Source organism: Shewanella scandinavica, from assembly GCF_031932065.1.
Taxonomy (GTDB): Bacteria; Pseudomonadota; Gammaproteobacteria; order Enterobacterales; family Shewanellaceae; genus Shewanella; species Shewanella baltica.
On sequence record NZ_JAUOES010000008.1, the window covers coordinates 13,587 to 37,709 of the forward strand.

The following is a 24,123-nucleotide window of genomic DNA, read 5'->3' on the forward strand; positions in this document are numbered from 1 at the left end:
TAAATGTTGAATTCTCCGCTTTCTGCCAGCTCGAACGAATTAGTGATCAGTATCTTAACTATGGTGCTGAGCCAAGGAAAACCCTTAGATCGGGCCTATTCTCAGCATTTTTCTGGGTTGCAATTGGTACCCGCCGAACAGGCGCGTATCGCATTAACGACGGGTGATATCCTACGTCGCTTAAATTTATATTGTTATCTGGCGGAAATCAGTCCAGATGAGATGGAGCGTTTCGGCTCTAAATTACTTAATGCATGGCATTTATTCCACGGGCTTGAACTGCCTAAAATGCAATATTCGCTGCAAGTCGATGAGGCGCGTTTAGCTGAGCGTACCGAGCTGGCGAAAACTAAGCCAGTATTGTGGGATGGTTGCCCTGAGTGGCTCGATGCGATGGGCCGTGAGCAATTAGGTGAGTCTTGGGAAAAGGAGCGCGCCGCGTTAAGCACAGCGCCGAAGCGTTTTTTACGCGCAAATGGCCTTAAAGTGACGCGTGATGAATTGGCCGCTAAGCTTGCCGCTGAGTTTGTGAGCACGCTGAGCGTTGATGGGGTCGATTCTGCCCTTGAAGTGACCTCCGATTCTGCCTTGTTCCGTACCCAAAGCTTTAAAGATGGCTTATTCGAGCAGCAAGATGCGGGCTCTCAGCGCGTGGCGGCAGCGCTTGATGCCAAGCCAGGCATGAAAGTTATTGATGCTTGCGCAGGCGCGGGTGGCAAAACTTTACACATAGCCGCGCAAATGCAGGGTAAAGGGCGCTTGTTGGCCATGGATGTGGAGCAATGGAAACTCGACAAACTCAAAGAGCGTGCCCGTCGCAATGGCGCGCACAATGTCGAAACCCGCGTTATCGCCAGCAGTAAAACCATTAAACGCTTAAAACTGAGTGCCGATCGGGTATTACTCGATGTGCCATGCTCAGGTTTGGGCGTATTAAAGCGTAATCCAGATGCAAAATGGCGCGATACTGTTGAGCGTTTGCCCGTGCTAATGGAGCTTCAAAAGCACATTTTGACCAGCTACAGCCGCATGGTGAAGGTTGGTGGCATAGTGGTTTATGCGACCTGTTCTATCTTCCCCTGCGAGAACCGCGGTCAAGTCGATGCGTTTTTAGCCGAGAATCCTAATTTCCGTCTGATTGAGGATGAAAGTATCAGCCCAGCCGATAGCGGATTTGATGGTTTTTACCTTGCAAAACTTGAACGTATTCAAGAATAAAGCCTTGCAGTTAAGACTAAAGTAAGCCCTTTATTGAATTGATACAGGGTTTACTTAGTTAACATTAGTGCCTAGAATTTCCTATAAGTTATAAATATTTTAACATTGTGAATGTGTATTTATATTGCAACTTTGTTTCTAAGGGAATTATGGCGTACGGCGTTAATCTTCCAGATCTGCTCGACCATGCTGACGTTAAACTCGCCCACAATGTCAGCATAGCTTGCTATAGCAGTATTCTCTCTATGCTGCTTAATGGCGCACCGCTACATGAAATCTTGCACGCCTTAGTGCTAAAAATCGAAGCGCAAAAGATAGGCACTCGTGGATCTATATTACTGCTCAGCGGTGATGGCAAACGTTTGTTGTTAGGTGCTGCGCCCCATTTGCCCGACAGTTACAACCAAGCGATTAATGGGGTCGAAATTGGCCCCAATGTTGGCTCCTGCGGAACAGCGGCGTATTTCGCAAAGCGGGTTATCGTTGAAGATATCGCTACACATCCTTATTGGGAAAATTATAAAGAACTGCCATTACGCGCCGGTCTTAAATCTTGTTGGTCTGAACCTATCAAAGATACTCAAGGCAAAGTGCTCGGCACATTTGCCATGTACTACGATACGATAAAGTCCCCAACAGAGCTTGATTTGGAGCTGATTTCAGAGGCTGCACGATTAGCCAGTTTGGCCATTGAACGCAGTCGGGCAATGGAGTTTCAGCGTTTAGCAGTGAAAATTTTTGACCGCTTACCTTTGGCACTGGTTATCTCCAATTCCGATGATTCCGTTCTCTATGCTAACCCCGCTTTTAAACACATCGTTCTTCCACAAGATATTGATATTGCGAACTTTAACCCCAAGATGTTTTTATCTGCGTCTCAATCGAATGAGTTAGTCGGCCTATTTGAGCATTTAGCGCAGGATAAAATGTGGCAGGGGGAATTGGTTGGCTTAAGGGGCAATGGTGAGGAGTTTTATCTAGACCTTATCGTCACCACGTTTCGAGAGCCCAATGGATTACAACCTTGTTTTGCGTGGTTATTTTCTGATATTAGCGAACGTAAAAAAGCGGCGCAGCTGATTAAGTATCAGGCTAATAATGACTCGCTGACTGGGCTTGCTAACCGTAATGCCTTGTTTAAACAGATCCAATCCTTAATTACCTCCGACAGTCTGACGCCCGGTTTTAGTTTTATGCTGATGGATTTAGATAACTTTAAACAAGTTAACGACACCCATGGCCACGACAAAGGTGATGCGTTATTAGTGCAAGTGGTGCGGCAGATTTGCGAGTGCCTGAATGACACTATGGTGTTTGCGCGCCTCGGCGGTGATGAGTTTGCCTTGCTGTTACCTGGGATAGTCAACCAGAAAGAGTTGGCGCAACTCGCTGAAACAATTAATAAGCATGTTGCTAAACGTTATGTACTTGCCGATGGTAAAGGCGTTTATAGTTCGGTAAGTATAGGGATTGCGCGTTTTCCTGAAGATGCCCTCGATCTCGAGCAGTTGTTAAATTGCGCCGATCAGGCCATGTATATTTCAAAGGCTAATGGTCGTAATCGTTATCATTTTTTTACTGAGCAAATGCAGCTTAATGCCGAGCGCATTGCTAGCCTTCATAATCAACTTAAGCAGGCACTCGATCAACAGACCTTCGAGCTTTATTACCAGCCCATAGTGAATGCGACCACAGGTTTGATTGTTCGCGCCGAAGTGCTGCTGCGCTGGCAGCATGATGGGCAATTCATTCCGCCCTATGAGTTTATTCCCATCGCGGAGAACAGCGGCTTAATTGTTGATATTGGTCGAGATGTGCGCCTTGGCGCTATGCAAACCATCTTAGAAATGCAGGCTCACAATTGGCCGATTAACTTATCGGTGAATGTGTCGACCTTTGAGTTTTGGTCCCATGAACTGCAAGATGCCTTTGTGGATTCCTTTGCCGCGATTACCGAGCAACTTGAGGTAACAGATTTCCCCTACGACAGGTTAACCCTTGAGATCACCGAGTCTTTGCTAATGAAGCAACATACACATCTTATTGATGTGCTAAATGGTTTACGGATTAAGGGGATTAAAATTTCCTTGGATGACTTTGGTACTGGCTACTCGTCCTTGTCCTATTTGGCTAATTTCCCTATCGATCAAATTAAAATCGACAAGAGCTTTATCGACCGATTAGATGAAGGCAAGCGTCACGAAGCGTTGGTGGAGGCCATAGTGCGGTTAAGCCATGCGTTAGATTTGACCGTGACGGCAGAAGGGGTGGAAACTGAGTCCCAACTTAAGTTTGTGATGTCGAATCATATTCAAGAAATTCAAGGCTATCTTTTCTATAAACCTATGCCTAAAGCCGCTTTCTTTGCGCTGTTGGCAAAGCAAGCTGAGCTGCATTAGGGTTTTAACGTTGGACCTTGATATTTGACCTTGATGTGAGGGCGGTTTAATCAGCGACAGCCTGATTTAGACATCGGATTTAGATGTAAGTCATAATCCAAGGTTTAGATATAAAAGATTGAAATGTAAAAATAAAAAGAGCGCCGAGGCGCTCTTTTTATTACTGAAAACGGGTGCTGCACACAGTATCTGCGTTCACATTGAGTCAGGTGGCGAGACCTAAGATTTAGCGGTTAGCTGACCGTTAATCACTAGACTCAAGTATTCAGTAAAGTCGTGACCGTGATTTTGCAGCATTTTAGGGAACATAGAAATCGGCGTAGAACCTGGGAAAGTATTGATTTCATTCAATAGAATTTCATTGTCCGCGGTTAAGAAAAAGTCGATGCGCGATAAGTGACGCAGCTTCATTCCTTTAAATGCCTTGATTGCATAGGCGCGGATTTGTTCACTGATCTCAGCTGACACATGCTGCGCGACCACATCGGTGCGCGCTTTACTGTTTTTGGCGTATTTCTCATCGAAGGTGTAGAAGGTGTTGGTATCACAGATGATTTCACCTGGTACTGTCGCCACCACTTCACCATTGTACTCGTAGACTGCCACTTCTAACTCGCGGGCTTTAATGGTTTTTTCAACTATCACATAGGGTGCATAGCCGAATGCATCCTTAAGCACGTCTGCAACTTTATCGCTGTCATCCACTTTGTAACAACCAACAGAGGAACCCTGTGATGCTGCTTTGACGAAGATCGATCCCCATTGTGCCAATGTTGCTTGGGTTTGCTCAATCGCCGCATCATCGAACTTATTCAGGAAAATATACGGCGTATTAGGAATACCTAAGGCCGAGAACCACATTTTAGCGGTGATCTTATTGAAGCAGTTGCTGCTCGCTTCGGATTCACAGCCAAAATAGGGCAGTTGGATCAGATTAAAATAGGATTGAATGTCGCCAGTCTCGCCGGGATAGCCATGAATGCAAGGAATGACGTAATCGACTGGCCATGGCGTTTTGCTTTCATCACGGAAGCGAATCTCGCGGCTATTGGTCAGCTCACAGTCGTCACCAGCGGCAGTGCGGTACTGGCCGAATTTATCCAGCTCGACTCGCAACACGGAAAACTGCTCAGATTTTGCCAGTGAGGTTTCAAAATAGTTGGCCGACATTAACGAAATATCGTGTTCGGCACTTCCGCCGCCGCACAGCAAAAGTAGATTGATCTTAGACATTGTGATTCCTCAAAGTGAGCAAAATCGGATGATATCGGCCTGTGGCAATACGAACATCATCCTATAGTACAACCGCTGTCATCTTAGTTTTCTTGTCCCTATGAGTGCAAGGTTTTGCTGACTGATGGCTATTAAGTGGTGAATTTTAACGCATTTAATCGCATTGCAAATAAGGGCTTGTGCATTTGGCGAATTTATTTTGATTTTTGTGGGGTTAGATAGTGATTCTTTGCATCACTCATTCGTCGCTATAGTCAGACGGATGATTACGCGCGAGCCACAACACAATTGCGTCCTGCATTTTTAGCGGTATACAGCAGGTTATCGCAGGTTTTAAGCCAAGTGTCTAAGGTGTCAGCTTGACGTAAATCAGCAACTCCAATACTGCAAGTGACTTGGGTGTGTTGGTCGAGAAAGTGTTGTTCTTCAATACTTCGTCTAAGGTCTTCGGCGACAATGGCAGCCGACTCGAATTGAGTATTGGGTAGCAAGATCAGAAATTCTTCTCCGCCGAAACGAAATAATAAGTCGTCTTTTCTGATCTTTTTTTGGATGTGTTGACTGAATTTATTGAGTAATTGGTCGCCCATGATATGACCAAAATTATCGTTCACCATTTTGAAAAAATCGATATCGATCAAGAGTAAACTAGCAGGGATTTGCTGTTGCTGATACTCATAGACGCTCAGTTCAAGCTTAGTTTTGAGTTGTTTGCGGTTGAGTGCTCCTGTGAGCTCATCCGTATTGGCTAAATGGACTAGGGCTTGTCTCTGTTTATTGATGATATGCGCAAAAATAGCGGCAAAGATAATGCAATCAAAGGTGGCGACTGAGAACCTTAGAACTAACTCGACTGACTCTACCTGTAATGCACTCACTAAACTGATACAGGCATAGAGGGTGCTCAATATTAGGCTTGATTTTAGATTGAAAAGGAAAAAGAAGATAAATACTGTTGGGGAAATATAAATTAATCCTTTGTAGCCTATTTCATAACAGCTAAAAATGATTGCCCCACAGATTATGAGTAGCGTCAGTTGCTTCTGGAATAAATTCGATTTACGCCTTATCTCTAAGATTAATGTAATGCATAAGGGTAATAAGGCTATGCCAAAGACAAAAGTAAGGATGTAGTCTTGGTGGATGTAACGGTAAATAACGAAGGTACACAGTGTCAGTATTGCGGCAAGCATAAAAAGTATCGCTGGGATACGAGGAATAGAATACTGTTCCTTTAGTTCCATCTTTACTACCGTTAGTAAGCATTGATGAGGCTAGTTTAGCTCACAAGTCATTATTACAGAGCATATAATGGCAGTTTTTACTAAAACTTGTAGCGACTCAAAATGCGAAACAGACTAAGGACGAATTAATATACGGAGAACGGGCGATATGGCGAGTATAGATATGGAGAGTAAAAACATTCGGTTAGCTCAGTTACACGATGCAGAGAGTATTCAGTTGCTACTTGAGCAGCTAGGTTATGCTTTGCCTGTCGCCGCGTTAGCCCAGACATTAACCGAGTACCAAGATAATCCCCAGTCCCGCAGTGATGAGCTATTAGTATGTGAGCAACCCAATGCACAGGGTGAGCCGCAAGTTGTCGCTGTGATGGCCTTAATGTTCTTTGATTATTTCCCCGCCTTGAGTCGTATTTGTCGTATAACGGCGATTGTGGTGAATGCCGACATGCGGGGTCAGGGCATAGGCACTCAGCTGATCGATTTTGCTAAAGCGCGCGGAAGGCAAGAAGCCTGTCAGTTACTCGAACTCACCACATCGACCCAGCGCATCGCCACTCAGCAATACTATGAAAGCATAGGGTTTACCAAAACCTCCTTCCGTTATAGCTTAGTCTTGAGCTAAACGAACCTAACTTAACCCCAAAGCCTGTCTGCAAGACCCGATGCACGCTGAGTCGCTTGGCTGCTGGCCCGCTCGAATACGTGTTGGGTGCCTAAGCAGGTAAAATGCACTTTAGCGCGGGTGATGGCGGTGTAGACCAACTCTTTGGTCAGCAGTTGCCATTGGGCTAAGCTGGGGTTCGGTGGCAGCACTAAGGCTACACGGCTAAATTCACTGCCTTGGCTTTTGTGGACTGTCATGGCGTAACAGGTTTCATGGCTGGGCAAACGGGCTGGCAAGACTTTTAACAGGCTGCCATCGGCCTTGATAAAGTGCGCCATTAAGCGTTCGGGTTTATCTTCATCCTGCAAAATCAATCCGATATCACCGTTAAACAGGCCTAAGTTATAGTCATTGCTTTGGATGATAATCGGCCGACCCAGATAAAACTCCTGCAGCGGTTTAATCAGCTTGGCATTGGCCAGTGCTTGAGTCACAAACTGATTGATACCTTCGACCCCATAATCGCCCGAGCGCATAGCGCATAAAATGCGGTACTGGTTAAAGCTATCTATGATGTCAGCCGTGCTTGGACGTGTGCCTAGATCACTATTACCTGCATCATTGTTACTTGCATGGCTATTCAAGGCACTGAGATAGGCGCCATATTGTTGGCAGGCTTGCTCTAACAGTAAATTGAGTCCCACATTATTAGCAGGCTCGCTTACTTTGGCTTGGGTTTGGCTTATGACCATGCTGTGTTCTAGCCAGTTCAATTCAGCAGGTCCTTGTTGCCATACTTGCAATATGCCTTGAAGATCCGCGCGATTGACGGCGCTAGCGAGCAGTCCAATCCCTGCATCGCCTTTAAATCTGTGACTGTGCATCAGCATACACAAGCTATCGCCAAGTTTAGGGCTATCGCTGATATAGGGTGTTAACTCAAAACCCGTTAAAGCGCTCAGGCGCTCGGCTTGCTCCTTGGAATAGCGCATTTGCCACAGAGCTTGGTTGTTAGATGCTATGTTGTTTTGCGCAAGGTTATTGGGAGCTACTGGCATTTTCAGGCCAGCACAAATATCGGCGAGCACAGCGCCGGCTTCAACCGAGGCGAGTTGATCCTGATCGCCGAGTAAAATCAAACTGGCGTGCTCGGGCAAGGCGCTGAGCAATTTATATATCATGGGTAAATCAACCATAGAGGCTTCGTCGACGATCAATAAGTCGAGCCGCAGCGGATTACCTTGATGGTGGCGAAAGTGCGGCGAATTGGGGATCACTCCGAGCAGTCTGTGTAGGGTTGATGCCTCTTCTGGAATACGCCCCAATGCCGTTAAAAAGTCTTGGTTATTTCTATTGCGAGTTTCATCAACAACATCAGCATGGGCGCTGAGTTCCTTCGCCAGACGGGCTTTTGAGGCTTTGATCGATTCGCTTAAGCGAGCCGCAGCTTTTCCCGTGGGGGCGACTAAACGGATTTCCTGTTGTGATTCCATTTGCAACAATAACAAAAGCTTAGTCACAGTGGTGGTTTTGCCCGTACCTGGGCCGCCAGTGATCACTGACAGTTTTTTACCTAGCGCTGTGGCCGTGGCGACCTTTTGCCAATCAATGGTCGCTGCGCTTTGTGTGCCTTCACTTTTAGTGATTACATTGGTAGTGATTGCATTGCGAGTGAGTGAATGGGGATCGCTCACATTGGCAGGGAACAGTTGATCTAACAGTGACCTCAATTTAGCGGTTTGAGTTTGCTCTTGGTGGCTTGCGTCTTCAGAGTGCTTAGATACGCTGCCTGATAGGCGGATTAAAGAAGCGGCCACTGAGGTTTCAAATTGATGATAACGTTGTAGATAGAGTCTGCCATTATCCAAAATAAGTGGTTTGTTACTGCCAGCTTGGCCAACGGCATCAAAGCTTTGCAAGGTCTCTGTTAGCGCTTCGAGACTTAAACTGATTTTACAATGGCTATTTTGCTCGGCCATAGGATTAAGCGGCACGATATGGGCGAGCACTAGGCAACTGTGCTGTGAAGATAATTGCTGGCTTAACAGCGCACATAGCAACATAAACAAGGGGTGTTGGCTGTCACTTGGATGTAAGTGGCTCATCTCGAGCGCGAAATGTCGGTCGAGCGGTGTGAGCAGTCGTTCCTGCTCCCACAGTTTCAACAGCTCTGGTAGCGGCGCGCTAAGCTGGATTGCGCCATGGTCTATCCATTTCGCGGCTGTGAGTGAATGTGCATTTAGCCCTTGAGTTGAGCGCATCATGCCGTGACTCCTGTATCGATTGCACGAGCCAATCTGCTGTGAAATAAATTGTCATTAAAAAGTGAATCTAGCGCGAGAATAAGTGCCTTCGGCGGCTTGTCGTAGTAAATACCATAGCCGGGATATTGAGCTGACATTCCCCGTAAGAACAAGTAATAACAACCGCCTATGTGGCTATCGTAGTCATAACTTGGCAGGCGTAAACTCAAATACCTGTGTAGCGCCAATGAGTAGAGAATGTACTGCAAATCGTACCTGTGATCGGTTATTGCGCTTTGCAGCGCGCTCTGATGATAGGCATTGATGTTGTCGCCTAAATGATTCGACTTATAGTCGGCGATATAATATTGACCTTGGTATTCAAAGGTTAAGTCGATAAAGCCTTTGAGCATGCCCTTGAGATCATCAAACTTAAGTGTCGACTCATAGCCAAATTGCAGCAGTAGCGCATTGAGCTCAGCATCTTTAAGTTCGCTTAAGGGTAAATAAAACTCCATTTCGACTAAGGTATTCTGCGGCGATAACTTGGCTAAGCACAGATCTGGATGAGTCGGTTTGACGGCGCTTACATGCCCCGTGACTTGCGACTCTAAGGCGTGCGGCATAGCGCCGAGCGGTGCATGCAGCACATCCAAATACCAAGTATGTAATACTGTTTGCCATTCGGGCGCGATACCGTATTGCAGCATGGCTTTAGGCAATTGCAGCGGTAAGTCGATTTCTGCCTGTGTAAAATCAATTTCTTCTAACACTAAATGCATAAAGCTACCGGCATTGGCGCCGCGCTCAAAGTTAAAGCGATTGAGCATGCCATCCTGCAGATCATGGCTTGGCTCATCAGGGATAGAGAGTGTTTGCGCAGCCATATATTCAAGCGTACCTAATATTTCATCGTCGGCACCCGGCGCGGTTTTACCATGGCTGGTATTTTTAACTAGGCCTGAATAACTGCCGACTCGCCACGGCGTGCTGTATTGGCGGGTTAAGGTTTTCGCGCTCAGTAGTTGTGCTATGTCTTGGCTTGAGGGCAATGGCCGCTCGTCTATGTCATCGGGCACCTTATCAATACTTATGGCTTCCACATCTTGGGCGAGCTGCTGCGCTGCATTGCAGATACGGGCAAAGTCACATTCTGAGTCGCCTATGCCGAGCAGATAGCCGATGGCGGTTTCATGCAGCTGACTTTTAAGGCCATTTTTAAGCTGACGACTGTGATTGGCGATATACAAGTAACACAAATACACAGGGCGAGTGAGCGCCACATATAGCAAGCGCAAGTCTTCGGCCAAGGTTTCTTGTTTGGCGCGATCCCAACCCTCATCCGTGCCTTCGATATCCCATACTAGCTCTTGCTCACCTGCATCGTTGGTTCTGTGGTACAGCATAGGCGTCGGGCGACGGCGATTGTCGCGGGCTAGGCTGACAAAGGGCACAAAGCACACGGGATACTCAAGGCCCTTACTCTTATGGATAGTAACGATCTGCACCAGATTCTGCTCGCTCTCGAGGCGCAGCTGCTGTTCATCGGTGCCCGTGTTATCGATCAGTTGCTGTTCATACCAATTAAGCAGGGCGCTAATACCATCAAGCTCGGTGGCTTTTTGCTGTAATAGCTCGGCAAGGTGACGAAAATCCGTCAAACGGCGCTCGCCATTCGTGGCATCTTGCTCCTGTGCATCGGTTTGCGTACTGGCGGTGTGCAGTAAACGGTCAATCAGCTTAGTGCTATTGGCAAGGCTTAGTAGCGCGGGCATGATGCCGCGTTTTTGCCACACTTGGTGCAAGTTAAAAAACTGCTCTAATAACAGCTGTCTGTGCTCTTCATCTTGGTTGAAGGCATGAACTTGCTCGGCGCTGTAGCCCAATAATGCCGTGGCTAGGGCGCTGCGCAGTGCTCGCTCATCCTTAGGATTCGCCAGAGAACGCAAAATTAACGCCATTTCCCGCGCTTCAAGGGTATCGAATACACTGTCACGACTTAAAAACACCGCGCCTATGTGGCGTTTACTCAATGCGGTTTTCATCACCGCCGCTTCGTTGCGATCCCGCACTAAGATAGCGATGTCTTTAGCGATCAAAGGTCCGTTTGGACTGTGGCATTCGCCATTGGCCGCATCTGTCAGTAAACGGGTGATCTCCGCTGCTGCATCTTCGGCGAGCAAGTGTCTGGCGGTGGTTTTGTTGAGGCCGTTTTCTGCGCTTTCGCTTAAGAGTCTTAATCTTAAGGCAGCTGGATTGACGGTTTTTTCAGTGAGGATTTTCCCCTTGGCACTGCTGGGCGTTTTCACGCTATCAAAGGGGATCGACTGACTGATAAAAGGATCGTGATGCTGGCTAAAGAGATGGTTAACCCCAGCGACCATGTTTGCGCTTGAGCGGTAGTTTGTATCCAGATGATAGTGGGCCTGCGTATGATGACGGGCCTCAATATAGGTATGGATATCGGCGCCGCGAAAGGCATAAATGGCTTGCTTAGGATCGCCTATCATCAACAGACTGAGCTTATTTTCGGTAGCGTCTACACCTTGCTGTTCAAACGAGTAGCGGCCTTGGTAGATGCCAGAGAAGATCGCAAATTGCAGCGGATCGGTATCTTGGAATTCATCAATAAGCGCGACGGGGAAACGTGTTGCCACGGCTTTGGGCAAGGTTTCATTATTGGCATGTAGCGCGCTTGCTAATGTCGTGAGCAAATCATCTGGGGTCAGCACGTTTTTTTGCTGCTTTTGCTGGGCAAATCGCTCGCTTATGCCGAGTTTCGCGCTATACAAAAATGCCGGTTTAATGGCGGCAATTAATGTGGCAAGTTGCTCCATATGATCCATCAGTGGTGCTTCGCTCACACTTGGGATCACGCCGCCCTTGTTGAGCTTTAACTCAGACAAGGACAAGGCTTCTAACTCTTTCAGCGGCGGCAACCCATGACCGAAGGCGAGCCAGTTATCCAGCGCATCGAACATGGCGGCGAGCTTAGGGTACTTATCCGTTGCCTTGCCAAAGCGGGTGCCATTGAGTGGCAAACTGTGTAGCAATGCCAATAAGCCATCACGCCCCCTTGGCCAAGCTAATTTAAAGCGCTCTAAACTTTGGCGCAGTGATAGGGCTAAGGCATCAAACTTAAGCGCGGGTTTCAGAGGCTTTGCTTGACTGGCGCCAAGGAGCGGTCGCAATTGTTTGACCAAACCATCGGGCTCGCCAAATTCCTTAGCAATGATTTGCGCTAAGTAATCGGGCAGCGGATAACAGGCCTCACGCCAAAAATCCCGCACGGCATGGTGTAAAAATTCGCTGTCGTCCAAGGTAAAGTCCGATTCGAACAGCAAGGAGGACTCAAAGGCGAGATCCGATAAAATTCGCTGACAGAAACCGTGGATGGTAAAAATCGCCGCTTCATCGAGGGATTTAAGGGCGAGATCGAAACGCCGCAGGGCAATGGCGCGTTCACTCTCAGGAGTGTTGTCATACAACGCCTGCACAAAGGGATCGGCAATCGTTAGCCCTAAGAAGCACTTAAAGGCGACTTGAATACGCCGGCGAATACGATCCCTTAGCTCTTCGGTGGCCGCATTGGTGAAGGTAACCACGAGAATCTGCTCGCAGGTGAGCGGCGCTGCTATACCATCACCAAGCAATAAGCGTAAGTAAAGACCTGAAATCGTGTAGGTTTTACCAGTGCCAGCGCTGGCCTCAATCAAACGACTACCGCCAAAGGGCAGAGTGAGAGGATCAAGCGCCTGTGGTGCTGAATGTAACGCTGCTGCGTTTAACTGCATCGGTTCACTCATGCTTGCTCTCCCTGTGCGCTATCGCGGTTCAAATGTGCTGTAGTCGCTCGTGTGTCAGTCGCTTGTACATCGGGTGTTTGGCCTTGGGTCATGCCATCGTTCAGCGCAAACTCCTCAAGCTGAGCCAGTGTGTCTTTGAGATATAAACTCACCATAGGGCGATAGATGCGCTCGGCTAATGCGCCAAAGCTATCCTCAGCGAAATCCCGCGGGAAGCTGAATAAGCGCTGATAATGGGGCTCGTTCCCTTCTCCTAATTGACTCTGCTCATCCAGCCATTCAGGTAACGCTTGCTGCAAACGCTCATCGTGCTCACCCTCGCAGCTGACGTAGGCCAGTGAGGTGCGCGGCATAAAACACAGTGGATATTGCTGACCTTGATAAAACAGTACCAGCAAATCGGCCAGTAACGCATGGGCGCGCTCAGCAGTAATTGGCGCTAAGGCGTGAAAATGCCCCATATCGAGTAGATAGCTTGCATGTGTGTGCCCCATTGCCATTAAACACAGGTGGCGAAGGTATAACCTCAGCACATCGCGGCCGTGGGCGCTACCGGGACGGTAATTGACTAATCCCTTAGGGCTTAAGTCATCGATACGGCCTTGCAGTAACACTTGCTGGGATTTACCCGCCGTGATGGGTAAGTCAAACAGGAGTTTAATATCCGCATGACTGCTGGCTTGTTCTCCCTTAAGGAACAAGGTTCTGCCAATCAAAGGCTTAATATCGTGCTGATATTGGCGTAGCAGTAAATCATCGAAGGGCTGCATGGGCAAACTGCCGCTGGCTTTGAGGCGTTTAATCAGCTCGATATCGGGCTCAGTCAGACCTTGGCCTATGGCATCGTCGAGTAACTGGGCCTGCAACATATAGCGCTCTAGTGCATTTAAGCTAAAGGGCTCGTCATTATCATCGGCCTGAATATTAAGGCTAAGATCGACTTTAAGCGTTCGGTTGAAGAAGTACTGCGCCGGATTTCGAAAGAAACGGATCAGGGCAGACATATCCACTTGCTTGCTTTGCGTTGCGTGCACAGAAGCTGGCTGTGCTTCTGTATCTGGCATTGAGTCTGGTTCATCTGCTTCGAGCATGATGCGCGTTTGCACGTCGATAAAGCGGCCCGCATGTGTGCCCGCTGCGTCGGCATTGGGTGGACACCATTGCTGGCTGTAACTTTGGCCTATGCTTGAGCCATCTTCGTCGCTATTTTTTACTGCGACTTGATATAACTTAGGATCGAAGGGTTGCAGCGGCTGGTGGCTGACGATCGCGTTATAGAGGGCTTTTTCAGCATCTTCTGGGTCTATGGGGCTTGAAGCTTTCTGCGATTGAGCCAATAGCGTTTCAGGCAAATAGCACAGCTGACAATATTCAATCAGTTCAGAGACGAGCATAGAGGCGATACGTTCAGAGTTATCCCGTTCGCTGCGACCGATGTAGCTGATGTACAGTTGCTCGCGCGCCGACAATAAGGCTTCTAAAAACAAATATCTGTCATCGAGACGGCGGGAACGATCGCCTTTACGGGCGCCGAAATGCGCCATTAAATCAAAGCCGACGGGATGTTGAACCCTAGGATAAACCCCATCATTCATGCCGAGTAAACACACGACCTTAAAGGGGATCGAGCGCATCGGCATCAAGGTACAAAAGTTCACGCTCCCCGCAAGATAACGCTGGCCGACCCGAGATTCGGTTAAGCGTTGATTAAACCACTGTTGCAGCACTTCAATACTGAGGCTCAGTCCGCTTATACTCTGTTGGGCTAGCGTCTCGAACATACTTGTATCTAACGAGTTTGAATCTAAGGGCTTGCCCGCCGATAGTAACTCTTGCTCTAGGGCGGCAATGGCATCGCGGATTTCCTGTAACTGTTCGCGCTCGTCTTCATCTGTGTCGTAGAAGGCATCCAGCAGCTCAGTTAATTCAGCCAAACGCAGGGCGCCCACTTGCGGCAGGGCGAGTATTTGCGCCGTTTTATCGAGTACTTCAATAAAATTGAGTAACTTACCCAGCGCCTGCGCCGATTGGCCTTCGATGCCAGTCACGATTAGATGGTCTTGGTACAGCGGCGCATCGTCACTCAAGGCGTAGCCTAAAATCAGCCTTTTAATACCAAAGGCCCAGGAGTTTTGCTCAAACGCTGGCACACCTTGCTTAAGGCGGCTTTGTTCATCGCGGCCCCAGCGCACGCCAGCTTCATCTAACCAGCGGCGGATGAGTTGCAATTCATCGTCATCGAGTTGGAAACGGCGTAAAATGGCGGGCACTTCGAGTATGCTTAGAATATCGGTCAGACCAAAACGACTTTGATTAATCCCGAGTAAATTCAAAAAGCTATTGATGAGCGGTGATTCTTGCGCCGCGCCGCGGTCGGCAATTGCGTAGGGAATGTAATGTAGGCCTTGCTTCGCCGAGAAGACAGCATCGATATAGGGTGCGTAAGCGGCCACATCGGGCATCATGACCACTATGTCTTTGGGTGTCAGGTCGTCATGGTTGCTGAGTAACTCAAGCAAGTGATCGTGCAGGGTTTCAACTTCCCGCAGTGGACTGTGACAACTCTTGACTCGAATGGATTCATCGTCGCGCTTAAGCAGGCGTCTGTTCTCGACATTCTGATACAGCTCTGCATCAGGCCCTAGCACTCTGTCTAAGGTTTGCATCTCCAAAATATCGTATTGCACCCCGTGGAGCATGCTGGCATGACTGTGTGGATCGTTGGGATCGTCACAGGGATCACAATACACATCGTCGCCAAAGTCGCAGTGTTCGGCGGGAAGTTCAAGCAGCATATCGAGTAATTCACGGCCCATCTTGCCGTTATTGGCAAGCAGCGGATTGCCCACTTCGAGTTTATCTTCCCACAGTTCGGCTAATTGGCGTTTACCCACATATTGCACAGCCATACGGGCACGATTACGGGGATCAACAATGTCACCCCAATAGTGCTGACACGGGCTTAAGCCCAGTACGATCACATCAATGCGGCCTGCCAGATGGTAAAGCACTTCAAGGGTTTGCGGCGCCATCGAGGAAATGCCAAACACAAATAGGCGTTGTGGCAATTTGGCGAGTGATGTGTCGGGATTATTCAGCGCGGCAATCAAGTCACTGTGTAAGTTGGCTCTATGGTAATGGCTTTGATTAAGCTCATCACGGTTAAAGGCAATCAGTGCGCGCCATAAAATGGGTTGCCAGCGTTGGTCATCATTCAGCGGCTTGGTGAGTGATTCGGGATGCTCGTTTTGCTCCCACGCTAAAATCCAATCGGGGCGATACACTAAGTATTGGTCGAAGATATCGGCGATACGGCCACAGAGTTGGTACAGCTTAATGTCGTCAGCCGTCATATCACTGGTGTTGAGATGTTCACTCGTATCGGCGCTATTTGTGGTGGACGTGCTGTCTAGCATATTGTCTAGGCTATTACCTTGCACATGGCCTAGATAGTGTCTCAATGGCCCAAAGGCGTTATCTTGCAACATGCGCGGCAAGAGTTGCATCAGCTTCCACGTCATCGCCGCCTTAGTGAAGGCGTTGTCCTTGGGCACATCGGGCAATAAGTCATGGCACAACTGCCAAGTAAAGCTCGATGGCAGCGGAAATTCCAATGCGGCGGCAATCCCATTTTGTTTGGCGATTTCGAGGCGCAGCCAAGTCGACATGCCAGGGCTCTGCACCAGAATATGCTCGTTACTCAGTAGACGTGCAAAAGCAAGGGGTTGGGTCAGGTAAGCGGCTAAATGGGCGCAGAGCACTTCCATCTGATTGGACTGGATTAACTTTAGCATGTGCAACTCGGCATGGTGACAATAAAACAATTCTATGTGTTTGATTTATAAGATTCAACACTATTGCTGCTTCTGTGGAATTAACCCGCAATTTTAGGTGTTTATTGGTGCTTGCTCCGATGATGTATCGCCAGTTACAGCTCAGTTGACGAATGCTAGGCTAAATTGAACTTATCTTTCACTTTGGCTCTGAGCAATAACCAATTCAGTTGCTTCGCCGCCGCTTTAAATTTTGTTAAATGCGCTTGATAGTCATCAGCCGGTAAATCTTGATACTTCAGCGCCACATAACTTTGGGTCAAGGTGTGCATCAGCGTGCAAAGCTGTGGTGCACAGTGTTGGTATTGCTCGATAATCTGCTGTGCAAATTGGTTTGGCCCATCACTGTCATTACGCTTAATACCATGGCGGGCGAGGCGATTGCAGATCTGTTGATAGCGGGCGCTGATGGGATCGCCCTGAGTGCTAAAATGTAAAAGCCCCGCACTGTAGGCGATATAGAGCACAGTAAGGCTGATACACAGCCCCATAAATACCGCGATTTTAGTGTTAGTCACATCACCTAAAATGCCGCTGAGCACTTGATTCTGCCTATCTTGATTGAAACCCAATACCCACACGCTCCAGTAATAATCTATGCTGGCAAAACGTTGCCTTAACTCATTGAGCCAAGGCATGGATTTAAAGCGTAAGCTACTAAAAGGGCTTTCCTGCAGATAACTCAGCGCGGGATCAAACTGGGCGTCGAATCCTTGTTCGATACGATCGGGCGCCACCATAGCGGTCGGGTCGAAACGCACCCAACCTTCACCTTCGAGCCAAACCTCTGCCCATGCGTGGGCCATATATTGATACACGCTGTAGTAACCCGCTTGCGGATTAAATTCGCCGCCCTGATAACCTGTAACCATACGTGCGGGTAAACCTGTGGCCCGCGCCATAACAATGAAGGCGGCGGCATAGTGCACACAAAATCCGGCTTTGTTTTCAAATAGAAAATCATCCACTTGCTGCGGCCCAAGGGGAGGCGGCGTGAGTGTGTAGAAAAAAGGCTCGGTATTAAAGTGGCGCATCATGGCCCAGAGTCGTGGCTTAGGCTCGGGATATTGAGTCTTAAATTGCTCGGCCAGCGCCCAAGTTCGTGGATTACTGTTACTCGGCAGTTCGAGGTTAATCTGTCTTTGCCGCGCCGAGAGCCTGAGATCCATCTTAGCTTTGGGCCAAGACTCCACTTGATAACTCATTCGCTGATCGACATTGCGCAGCGCTAACAGTCGATAGTCGGGCATATTGACCACACTATCATCTTGGCTGTAGGCGACATCAAGACCAAATAACCACGGCTGGTGGCTCGGCTCAGCAATCACTTGGTAACGAAGACTCAGCTTATTGTTTTGCTTGCCTTGTTTTGCAGTATCTTGACCTTCGCGACTTATCGAAGCGGGGCTTTTTGTTAAATCAGGATCATTGGTCATTAAATCAGGGTTATTGGTCACAGCGTCAGGACTGGTGATTGTTGAAGCTGGACTATTAAGCATCAAAGCGGGGCTGGGCCGAGAGGGCGGAAACAGCAGCGCATCTTTTTGCAGCTTTTTAATGCCTTCCTCCTGACGCCAAGTCATACCGTCATAGTTTTCCATCACCAGAGCGCGCCAATATAACTCAGCATTAATGGGCGCCGCATTGGTAAAACTCGCCCTAAAGGCCAGCTCGGTCGAACGGGTGAGCTTACCGATATCACCAATGGCCAGACTATCGGACAAGCCCGTTTGGGCTTCTTTCATGTTGGGCACTAACCAGAGCGGCGCAAAACGCGGTAACACCAAAAACAACAGCAGCGCGAGGGGCACACTCTGGAGTAAAAATTTACCACCGAGCCACGCCGTGTGTTTTAGGGAGTGTTTATCTTGATACAGGGTCACGAGCACGCAGGTGTTGATCAGCGTCACCACGAGTAAATGCGCGGTATTGAGTAAGGATTGGTGATCAATAAAGGTCAGCGCGATAATAAAATAGCCCGCGAGGACGACAACGCGCACATCCCTTTGATTACGCATTTCAATGTATTTTAAGGCATAACCTAACAGCAGCAGGTTCACTAGCGCATTGAGTAAGCCTATTTCCTTTGAAACGAGTGCCAGTGTGGTTGCGGCGCCGATCGCAAGACTGGTCACCAAAAAACGCGGCGGCTTTGCAACTTTGCCGACATAAATCCCCACACGCCACAGCAAACAAATTGCGCAAATGCCTAAGGTCCAAGGCGTGGTCTTATCAAATAGCGGGCTTAATACCGCAATATTGGTGATCAATAACCAAAAAAGTGTCTGGCGGCTAATATTGTCGCCGATTTGCGGTGTCGTGCTATTGGCCGCTAACTTCATACTTGCTCCCTCGAAGTAGGGATATGATGCTGCTTGCGGGGAGCTTGATTCGTTTTTTGTGGCTGATTAGCGTCTGATGACTGATATTGGGACTTCGCCGCTGAAGGCGCTAATTGTGGATATAAGGCAATGGCTTTTTGACAGGCGATCCTGTGGTTATTGCCTATCGCGGGCGCGACCAGGACATCGTCTCCCATTGGGTTTTGCAGATGTAAGCCAAAATACTGCTCAAGTTGCGTGAGTTTATTGATTTGCCAGCTTAGCTGACTCAATTGGGTTTCGAGCCGTTTAGCATCGGGTCTGAGTCTTAACCAAACGGGATCGCCTTGGGGCTGCTGAAACTCTTTACTCAACATACCGCGACCCTGCGCCCACTGTTTCCACGCCACTTGCTTGAGGGACTCGCCGAGCACATGGGGTTTAAGACCTTTAAACTCATCGATACCCGACACATGTTTACCCGCCAGTAACAGAGGATCTTGCTCCGACTGAGTATGATCAGCCTCAAGCTGCAACTGTGCTTCAATTGGTTGGGCAAAGACTAAGTGACTAATGGCCAAATCCACATGGGACCATGCGCGGCAAAGCCCTAAGGGATAGAAGGATTCAATTTTGAGCCGACCCGGTGACACTTGGCCCCGCTGATGATATTCGAAGGGCACGAGCGCTTGCTGTTCATCTGTACCGACGTTCTGCACTGTATAAGTGCGATTATGCGGATAGTTAAGCTGAATATTATGGCCACTGTGATGGGTGCTGATGAGGACCGGAAAGGTTAAGGTCTCTCCCGCATAGACTTCGGGCGGCGTCATGGCGCGTAAATGTAGACCCGCCAGATTTTTGTAACTGTAGAGAATACAGGTATTAAACAGGCTTAATAATAAGATGCTAAGGCCAATGACTAAGTTATTTTGATAGTTAGTGCCAAATAGATATAAGAGTAAAACCAACCCGAGCCAAACTAAGCCAAAACCGCTCGGCAAAATAAAAATGCTGCGATGGCTTAAGGTGATTTCAGGACTCGGTGGTAAACGCCTTGCTAACCAACGCTGCCAAATCGGTACTAGAGTCGGAACGAAAGTAGGGCGTATCAGTCGTTTCACTTCTGCATCACTTCCATGGTTGAATGGCTTGCTTTAATGCCTAGGTTAACTGCTCGATTAACTGCATGCCTTAGCAATATTGTTCATGACAGCGGTTCATCACATGATGGGGTTAACGCTCGCCAGAATTCGCTCGGATAAGGCTTCACCCTGTAATTGGCTACTGGTTCTGAGTCTGTGCTCCGCCACGCAGCAAAAGACCGCTTGTACATCTTCAGGGACTAAATAATGTCGCCCCGCTAAAAAAGCCCATGCCTTAGCGGCTTGCAATAGGGCTTTGGTGGCGCGGGGCGATAAACCCACGCTATCACTTTGGCTGCGAGAAAAACTCACTAAGGCCAGAATGTAATTGAGTAAGGCATCGGAAGCGCTCACCTTGTCGCACTGTTCTTGCAGTTGCATCAAGGCCAGTGGTGTCAGGCATTGGGGCAGTTGATCTAAGGTTAAGTGGTTATGATTGCTCTTCAGCATCGCAAGTTCGGCGTCGTGGCTTGGATAACCAATTGACAGACGCATCATAAACCGGTCGAGCTGCGATTCTGGTAGCGGAAATGTGCCGGATTGATCTGTGGGATTTTGGGTCGCGATCACAAAGAAAGGATTGGGTAATCTGTGGGTGATGCCATCGACGGAGATTTGTTGTTCGGCCATCGCTTCAAGCAAGGCGCTTTGGGTCTTAGGGCTAGCGCGGTTAATTTCATCGGCCAAGATCATCTGCTTAAAAATCGGTCCTGGATGGAAGATAAATTGCGCCTGATGTTTATCAAAAATCGACACACCAAGAATATCAGCGGGCAGCATGTCGCTGGTAAATTGAATTCTTTGGTAACTCAAGCCCAAGCTTTGGGCTATGCCATGGGAAATACTGGTTTTACCCATGCCGGGTAAATCTTCAATCAGCAGGTGGCCGCGGGCGAGAATGCAGGCCAAAGCAAGCCGAATTTGCCTAGGTTTGCCCAGCAACACTTGTTCGAGTTGTTGCAGTAATTCGCTGATCCCAGATTGTGCCACGGGCGACTCCTAATACATTTAAAAGCGTAACTGAAAGTGCTTGCGAAAGCAGACAAGCTTTACCACTATGGCGGATCATAGCCTGCTTATCCAGTAGCATTTCTAGTGCGAAATCAATTACTCGACTGAATGACGTTTAGGCTTGCGTGTGCTGGTGGCGCAAAGTCAAAGGGCGGCGCGTGGATCTATGCAAGACACAGCGCTTGAGTGCGGGTGGGGCGAATAAACCAAGATTTAAACAGAAAGCCTTGGACTAAGTCGACGCCTATGTCTCGCGCAAACGCCAAGTGGGCTTCGGTTTCTATGCCTTCTAGAATGCACTGTTTGTTGGTTTGCTTGGCAAAGTTAATCAGCGCTATGAGTAACTGGACTCCTTCGGGATGTGTGATGTGGGTTAACCAATGGCGATCGAACTTGAGATAATCTACATTCATCATCAAATCGACACAAAGCATGGAGTGGGGCGCACCAATATCGTCCAGCGCTACCTTGATATTTGCTTGTTTAAATTGGCTGAATAACTGATTGGCAAGCTGGGCATCGTTAATGCAGGTATTTTCAATGATCTCGACCGTGACTTGCTGGTACTGCGATAACAGCTTTATAAGCTTGGCAGTATGTGGCCCATCGACAGCGTGGGGATCGACATTGATAAAAATGCGCAGCTGGCTGGGCGCGTGAGCGAGTTGAAATGCTTTGGCTTGATATTCAACGGCGGCGAGTAATTCTGTGGATTCATGCAATTGCTCGAACACGATATTAGGTGCAACCGCATCGCCATCAGGTAGATAAAAACGCGCTAAGGCTTCATAGCCGTCGATGGCTAACGTATGGGGATCGACAAAGGGTTGGTATTCGCAGCTAAGTGTTAACGAGCTAAGGTTAATCATGGGCCTAATGGGAGTCTTAATGCATTAATACTAATTATTCGCATTTAATCACTCGCAGTGCAAACAAGTTTACGATAAAACGGCGTGACTGCTGAATAATTATTCGCTTTGCTAATGATTTGAATTTAGAGAATATCATTAAGAATTTTAGGCGGTTAAAGCATGAGCATTATCTTAGGGTATGCTGAAAAGTAGGAACTCGATACTGCTGAGCATCGAGTTCCTTTTTATGTCGCGAGTTAGTAAGCAAACTTCAGTTCGGCTTCGCTGAATAATGGATGCGCTTTTTGCTCCTGCGCCTCATAAATCAATCGATAGCTGAAGACGGCTTGCACATATTCACGGGTCTCAGTGAAGGGAATGGCTTCGATAAAGCCCATGGCATCGAGTTTTCCATCCGAGTTTGCCAACCAGCGACGCACCCGTGATGGGCCCGCGTTATAGGCGGCTGTGGCGAGGATACGGTTCTGGTTAAACTCTTTTAACAACTGGGCATAGTAAGCACTGCCAAGATTGAGGTTAAGCTCTGCGCTGTAAAGATCCTTAGGATCGCTATATTTAGCCCCATGTTTCTTGGCGGTTGCTTTAGCGGTTGCTGGCATAATTTGCATTAAGCCGCGGGCACCCACGCCTGAGGTCGCGTACAGATAAAACGCGCTCTCGCGGCGACTGATCGCGCGAATCTCATCTATGTTGACTTTGTGCTTTTTACTGGCGTGCTCAAAACCTTCTTGGTGCGCCATCGGGAAGCGCAGGGGAATGTCATCCCACAACTTACCTTGTATGCTGGCTTCGACGCCGAAATCATACCAGCCTTGCTCATGGGCATAACGGCCGTAACGGGCTCGCATCGTATTGTCACTGCGTTTTAGTAGCGACATCCATTCGTAACGTGCATCGAAATAACGGTCCAGCGCCATCAGCTCTTGCACGCGCACAAAACCCAGATCATCGGTTAATTTTTGGCTGCTGGCGTCGACGATAGGCTCTGGGCTTTGATTCAGCGAGACGGGTTTATTTAAAAATTGTGCGGCGGCAAAACCGTAAAAATTACGTTCATTGCTGATTGTCGCAAGAGCCTTAGTGGCACTTTCAGGCGCATCTTTGGCATTGGTGCGATAGAGCCAATATTGCCAACGTTCCTTAGCTAAGGTTTCTGGTTGCAGCAAGTTCAAGTAACGGGCAATGCTGCGCATGTCGTGATCGCGAATGGCCCATCTTAAGCGGCGTTCAAATAAGTCGTCACTTTTTAGCTCGGCCAGCACATTATCAACATAGCTTTTATGGCTATCATCTTGTTCGATTAAGATGCGGCGAACTAAGTATTTATCCAGCTGTTGGGCTTGTGCTGGCGTGAAACGATTAGCTTTTTGATACCGTTCATACAAATTAATCGCTTGGTCGAGATCCTTGCGGGCAAGGCGTTTTAATCCCGCCGCGACTATGTCACCCACAATCGGATTTTTATCCTTAAACTTTTCGGTATGGCGCAGGCTGTTTGGATCTTTATACACGGCGACTAAGCGCTTCGCTTCGTTATTATGGGTGGTGATTTTCTGGGATAAATAGCTCAGCAGACTGGTTTCGCTAGTCTCAAAACTCAGCATCATCCGCGCCCAGATCACATCTTGAGTGCGTTTACCCGCTTTGGTCCAAGCGTTGAACAGGGGATCACATTCTTTTGGCCGTGAACTACCAAAGACCCAGAGTGATTGCGCCGCCGCATAGGCGGTTTTTATCTCGCCCTTGGCAAGTTTTGCTTCGTAGTAATAACATTGCAGGCGGATGTCGGTAGGGACATCGGGGCTTATCGCAAGATAATCACTCCAGCGTTTTTGGGTTCCCGCATTGTTTAAGTATTTAGACCTTAACCTGTTGTACATAGGCGTGGTTTGATACTTATCAATCAGATTTTTTGCCGCAGCGCCATGCAAACCATTGAGATCGCCGATGTCGATATCATGGTCTAAGTAAATCGCCAGCGGATAATCGCCCAATTTTGCCCGTAGGGGTTTATAGACTTCATAGTCTTGTTTCTTTAAGGCTTTTTCGGCCTCAAGGAAAGTTTTCTGCGTTGGCGTTAACGCGAATGCAGAAGGGGCATTCAAGGCGCCTGCGAGCAATATTGCGCTGGATATAACCACATTCATCACGGCTTTGCACATGGAGCGTTTGCCTCCGGGCATCAAGGTATCAA

At 48.2% G+C, this 24,123-nt stretch carries 13 protein-coding genes; 3 read left to right on the forward strand and 10 right to left on the reverse strand.

The genetic code is table 11. The features are described 5' to 3' along the window. Window positions 1–3 precede the first annotated feature (3 nt). Window positions 4–1,218: an RsmB/NOP family class I SAM-dependent RNA methyltransferase gene (locus Q4Q50_RS08510; RefSeq protein ID WP_311899052.1), complete on the forward strand. Its 1,215-nt coding sequence runs from the start codon at window positions 4–6 to the stop codon at window positions 1,216–1,218. 149 nt (window positions 1,219–1,367) lie between these two features. Beyond that, on the forward strand, window positions 1,368–3,617 hold the full coding sequence (locus Q4Q50_RS08515) for a sensor domain-containing phosphodiesterase (RefSeq protein ID WP_311899053.1): 2,250 nt from the start codon (window positions 1,368–1,370) through the stop codon (window positions 3,615–3,617). A 219-nt stretch (window positions 3,618–3,836) separates the two neighbouring features. Here the strand turns inward: Q4Q50_RS08515 and Q4Q50_RS08520 are convergent, their stop codons facing one another. Together Q4Q50_RS08520 and Q4Q50_RS08525 are read right to left on the reverse strand one after the other, a co-directional pair. Continuing rightward, entirely contained in the window at window positions 3,837–4,850 is a 1,014-nt protein-coding gene (locus Q4Q50_RS08520) for a D-alanine--D-alanine ligase (protein WP_311899054.1), read from the reverse strand. A gap of 266 nt (window positions 4,851–5,116) precedes the next feature. Beyond that, window positions 5,117–5,758, reverse strand: coding sequence for a GGDEF domain-containing protein (locus Q4Q50_RS08525; protein WP_234371304.1), 642 nt, complete (start codon window positions 5,756–5,758; stop codon window positions 5,117–5,119). Window positions 5,759–6,242: 484 nt separating this feature from the next. On the opposite strand from Q4Q50_RS08525, the gene Q4Q50_RS08530 reads away from it, so the two are divergent. Further along, window positions 6,243–6,716, forward strand: a complete 474-nt coding sequence (locus tag Q4Q50_RS08530; RefSeq protein WP_259569803.1) for a GNAT family N-acetyltransferase — start codon at window positions 6,243–6,245, stop codon at window positions 6,714–6,716. An 11-nt stretch (window positions 6,717–6,727) separates the two neighbouring features. Here Q4Q50_RS08530 and recD read toward each other — a convergent pair whose 3' ends face one another. From recD to Q4Q50_RS08570, 8 genes are all read right to left on the reverse strand, one after another. Next, window positions 6,728–8,962 (reverse strand): exodeoxyribonuclease V subunit alpha, encoded by a 2,235-nt coding sequence (gene recD, locus Q4Q50_RS08535; RefSeq protein ID WP_311899055.1) that lies wholly within the window; start codon window positions 8,960–8,962, stop codon window positions 6,728–6,730. Then, window positions 8,959–12,747 (reverse strand): exodeoxyribonuclease V subunit beta, encoded by a 3,789-nt coding sequence (recB, locus tag Q4Q50_RS08540; protein WP_311899056.1) that lies wholly within the window; start codon window positions 12,745–12,747, stop codon window positions 8,959–8,961. Before recB ends, recD begins: the two co-directional genes overlap by 4 nt. After that, on the reverse strand, window positions 12,744–16,541 hold the full coding sequence (recC, locus tag Q4Q50_RS08545) for an exodeoxyribonuclease V subunit gamma (RefSeq protein WP_311899057.1): 3,798 nt from the start codon (window positions 16,539–16,541) through the stop codon (window positions 12,744–12,746). The genes recB and recC overlap by 4 nt, the downstream gene beginning before the upstream one ends. Window positions 16,542–16,696: 155 nt before the next feature. Then, window positions 16,697–18,922: a transglutaminase TgpA family protein gene (locus tag Q4Q50_RS08550; RefSeq protein ID WP_311899058.1), complete on the reverse strand. Its 2,226-nt coding sequence runs from the start codon at window positions 18,920–18,922 to the stop codon at window positions 16,697–16,699. Next, complete coding sequence (locus Q4Q50_RS08555; RefSeq protein WP_311899059.1) at window positions 18,919–20,025, reverse strand: DUF58 domain-containing protein; 1,107 nt, start codon at window positions 20,023–20,025, stop codon at window positions 18,919–18,921. Before Q4Q50_RS08555 ends, Q4Q50_RS08550 begins: the two co-directional genes overlap by 4 nt. Before the next feature lie 99 nt (window positions 20,026–20,124). After that, window positions 20,125–21,036: an AAA family ATPase gene (locus Q4Q50_RS08560; protein WP_011839940.1), complete on the reverse strand. Its 912-nt coding sequence runs from the start codon at window positions 21,034–21,036 to the stop codon at window positions 20,125–20,127. Between the two features lie 185 nt (window positions 21,037–21,221). Then, window positions 21,222–21,926, reverse strand: coding sequence for an EAL domain-containing protein (locus Q4Q50_RS08565; protein ID WP_311899060.1), 705 nt, complete (start codon window positions 21,924–21,926; stop codon window positions 21,222–21,224). A 239-nt stretch (window positions 21,927–22,165) separates the two neighbouring features. Beyond that, window positions 22,166–24,091: a transglycosylase SLT domain-containing protein gene (locus tag Q4Q50_RS08570; RefSeq protein WP_311899157.1), complete on the reverse strand. Its 1,926-nt coding sequence runs from the start codon at window positions 24,089–24,091 to the stop codon at window positions 22,166–22,168. Window positions 24,092–24,123: the final 32 nt, after the last annotated feature.

Coding starts and splice junctions, on each gene's coding strand:
- recC (WP_311899057.1), bottom strand. CDS start 16,541: ATGCTAAAGTTAATCCAGTCCAATCAGATGGAAGTGCTCTGCGCCCAT.
- Q4Q50_RS08510 (WP_311899052.1), top strand. CDS start 4: ATGTTGAATTCTCCGCTTTCTGCCAGCTCGAACGAATTAGTGATCAGT.
- Q4Q50_RS08515 (WP_311899053.1), top strand. CDS start 1,368: ATGGCGTACGGCGTTAATCTTCCAGATCTGCTCGACCATGCTGACGTT.
- recD (WP_311899055.1), bottom strand. CDS start 8,962: ATGATGCGCTCAACTCAAGGGCTAAATGCACATTCACTCACAGCCGCG.
- Q4Q50_RS08520 (WP_311899054.1), bottom strand. CDS start 4,850: ATGTCTAAGATCAATCTACTTTTGCTGTGCGGCGGCGGAAGTGCCGAA.
- Q4Q50_RS08570 (WP_311899157.1), bottom strand. CDS start 24,091: ATGTGCAAAGCCGTGATGAATGTGGTTATATCCAGCGCAATATTGCTC.
- Q4Q50_RS08550 (WP_311899058.1), bottom strand. CDS start 18,922: ATGAAGTTAGCGGCCAATAGCACGACACCGCAAATCGGCGACAATATT.
- Q4Q50_RS08565 (WP_311899060.1), bottom strand. CDS start 21,926: ATGATTAACCTTAGCTCGTTAACACTTAGCTGCGAATACCAACCCTTT.
- Q4Q50_RS08530 (WP_259569803.1), top strand. CDS start 6,243: ATGGCGAGTATAGATATGGAGAGTAAAAACATTCGGTTAGCTCAGTTA.
- recB (WP_311899056.1), bottom strand. CDS start 12,747: ATGAGTGAACCGATGCAGTTAAACGCAGCAGCGTTACATTCAGCACCA.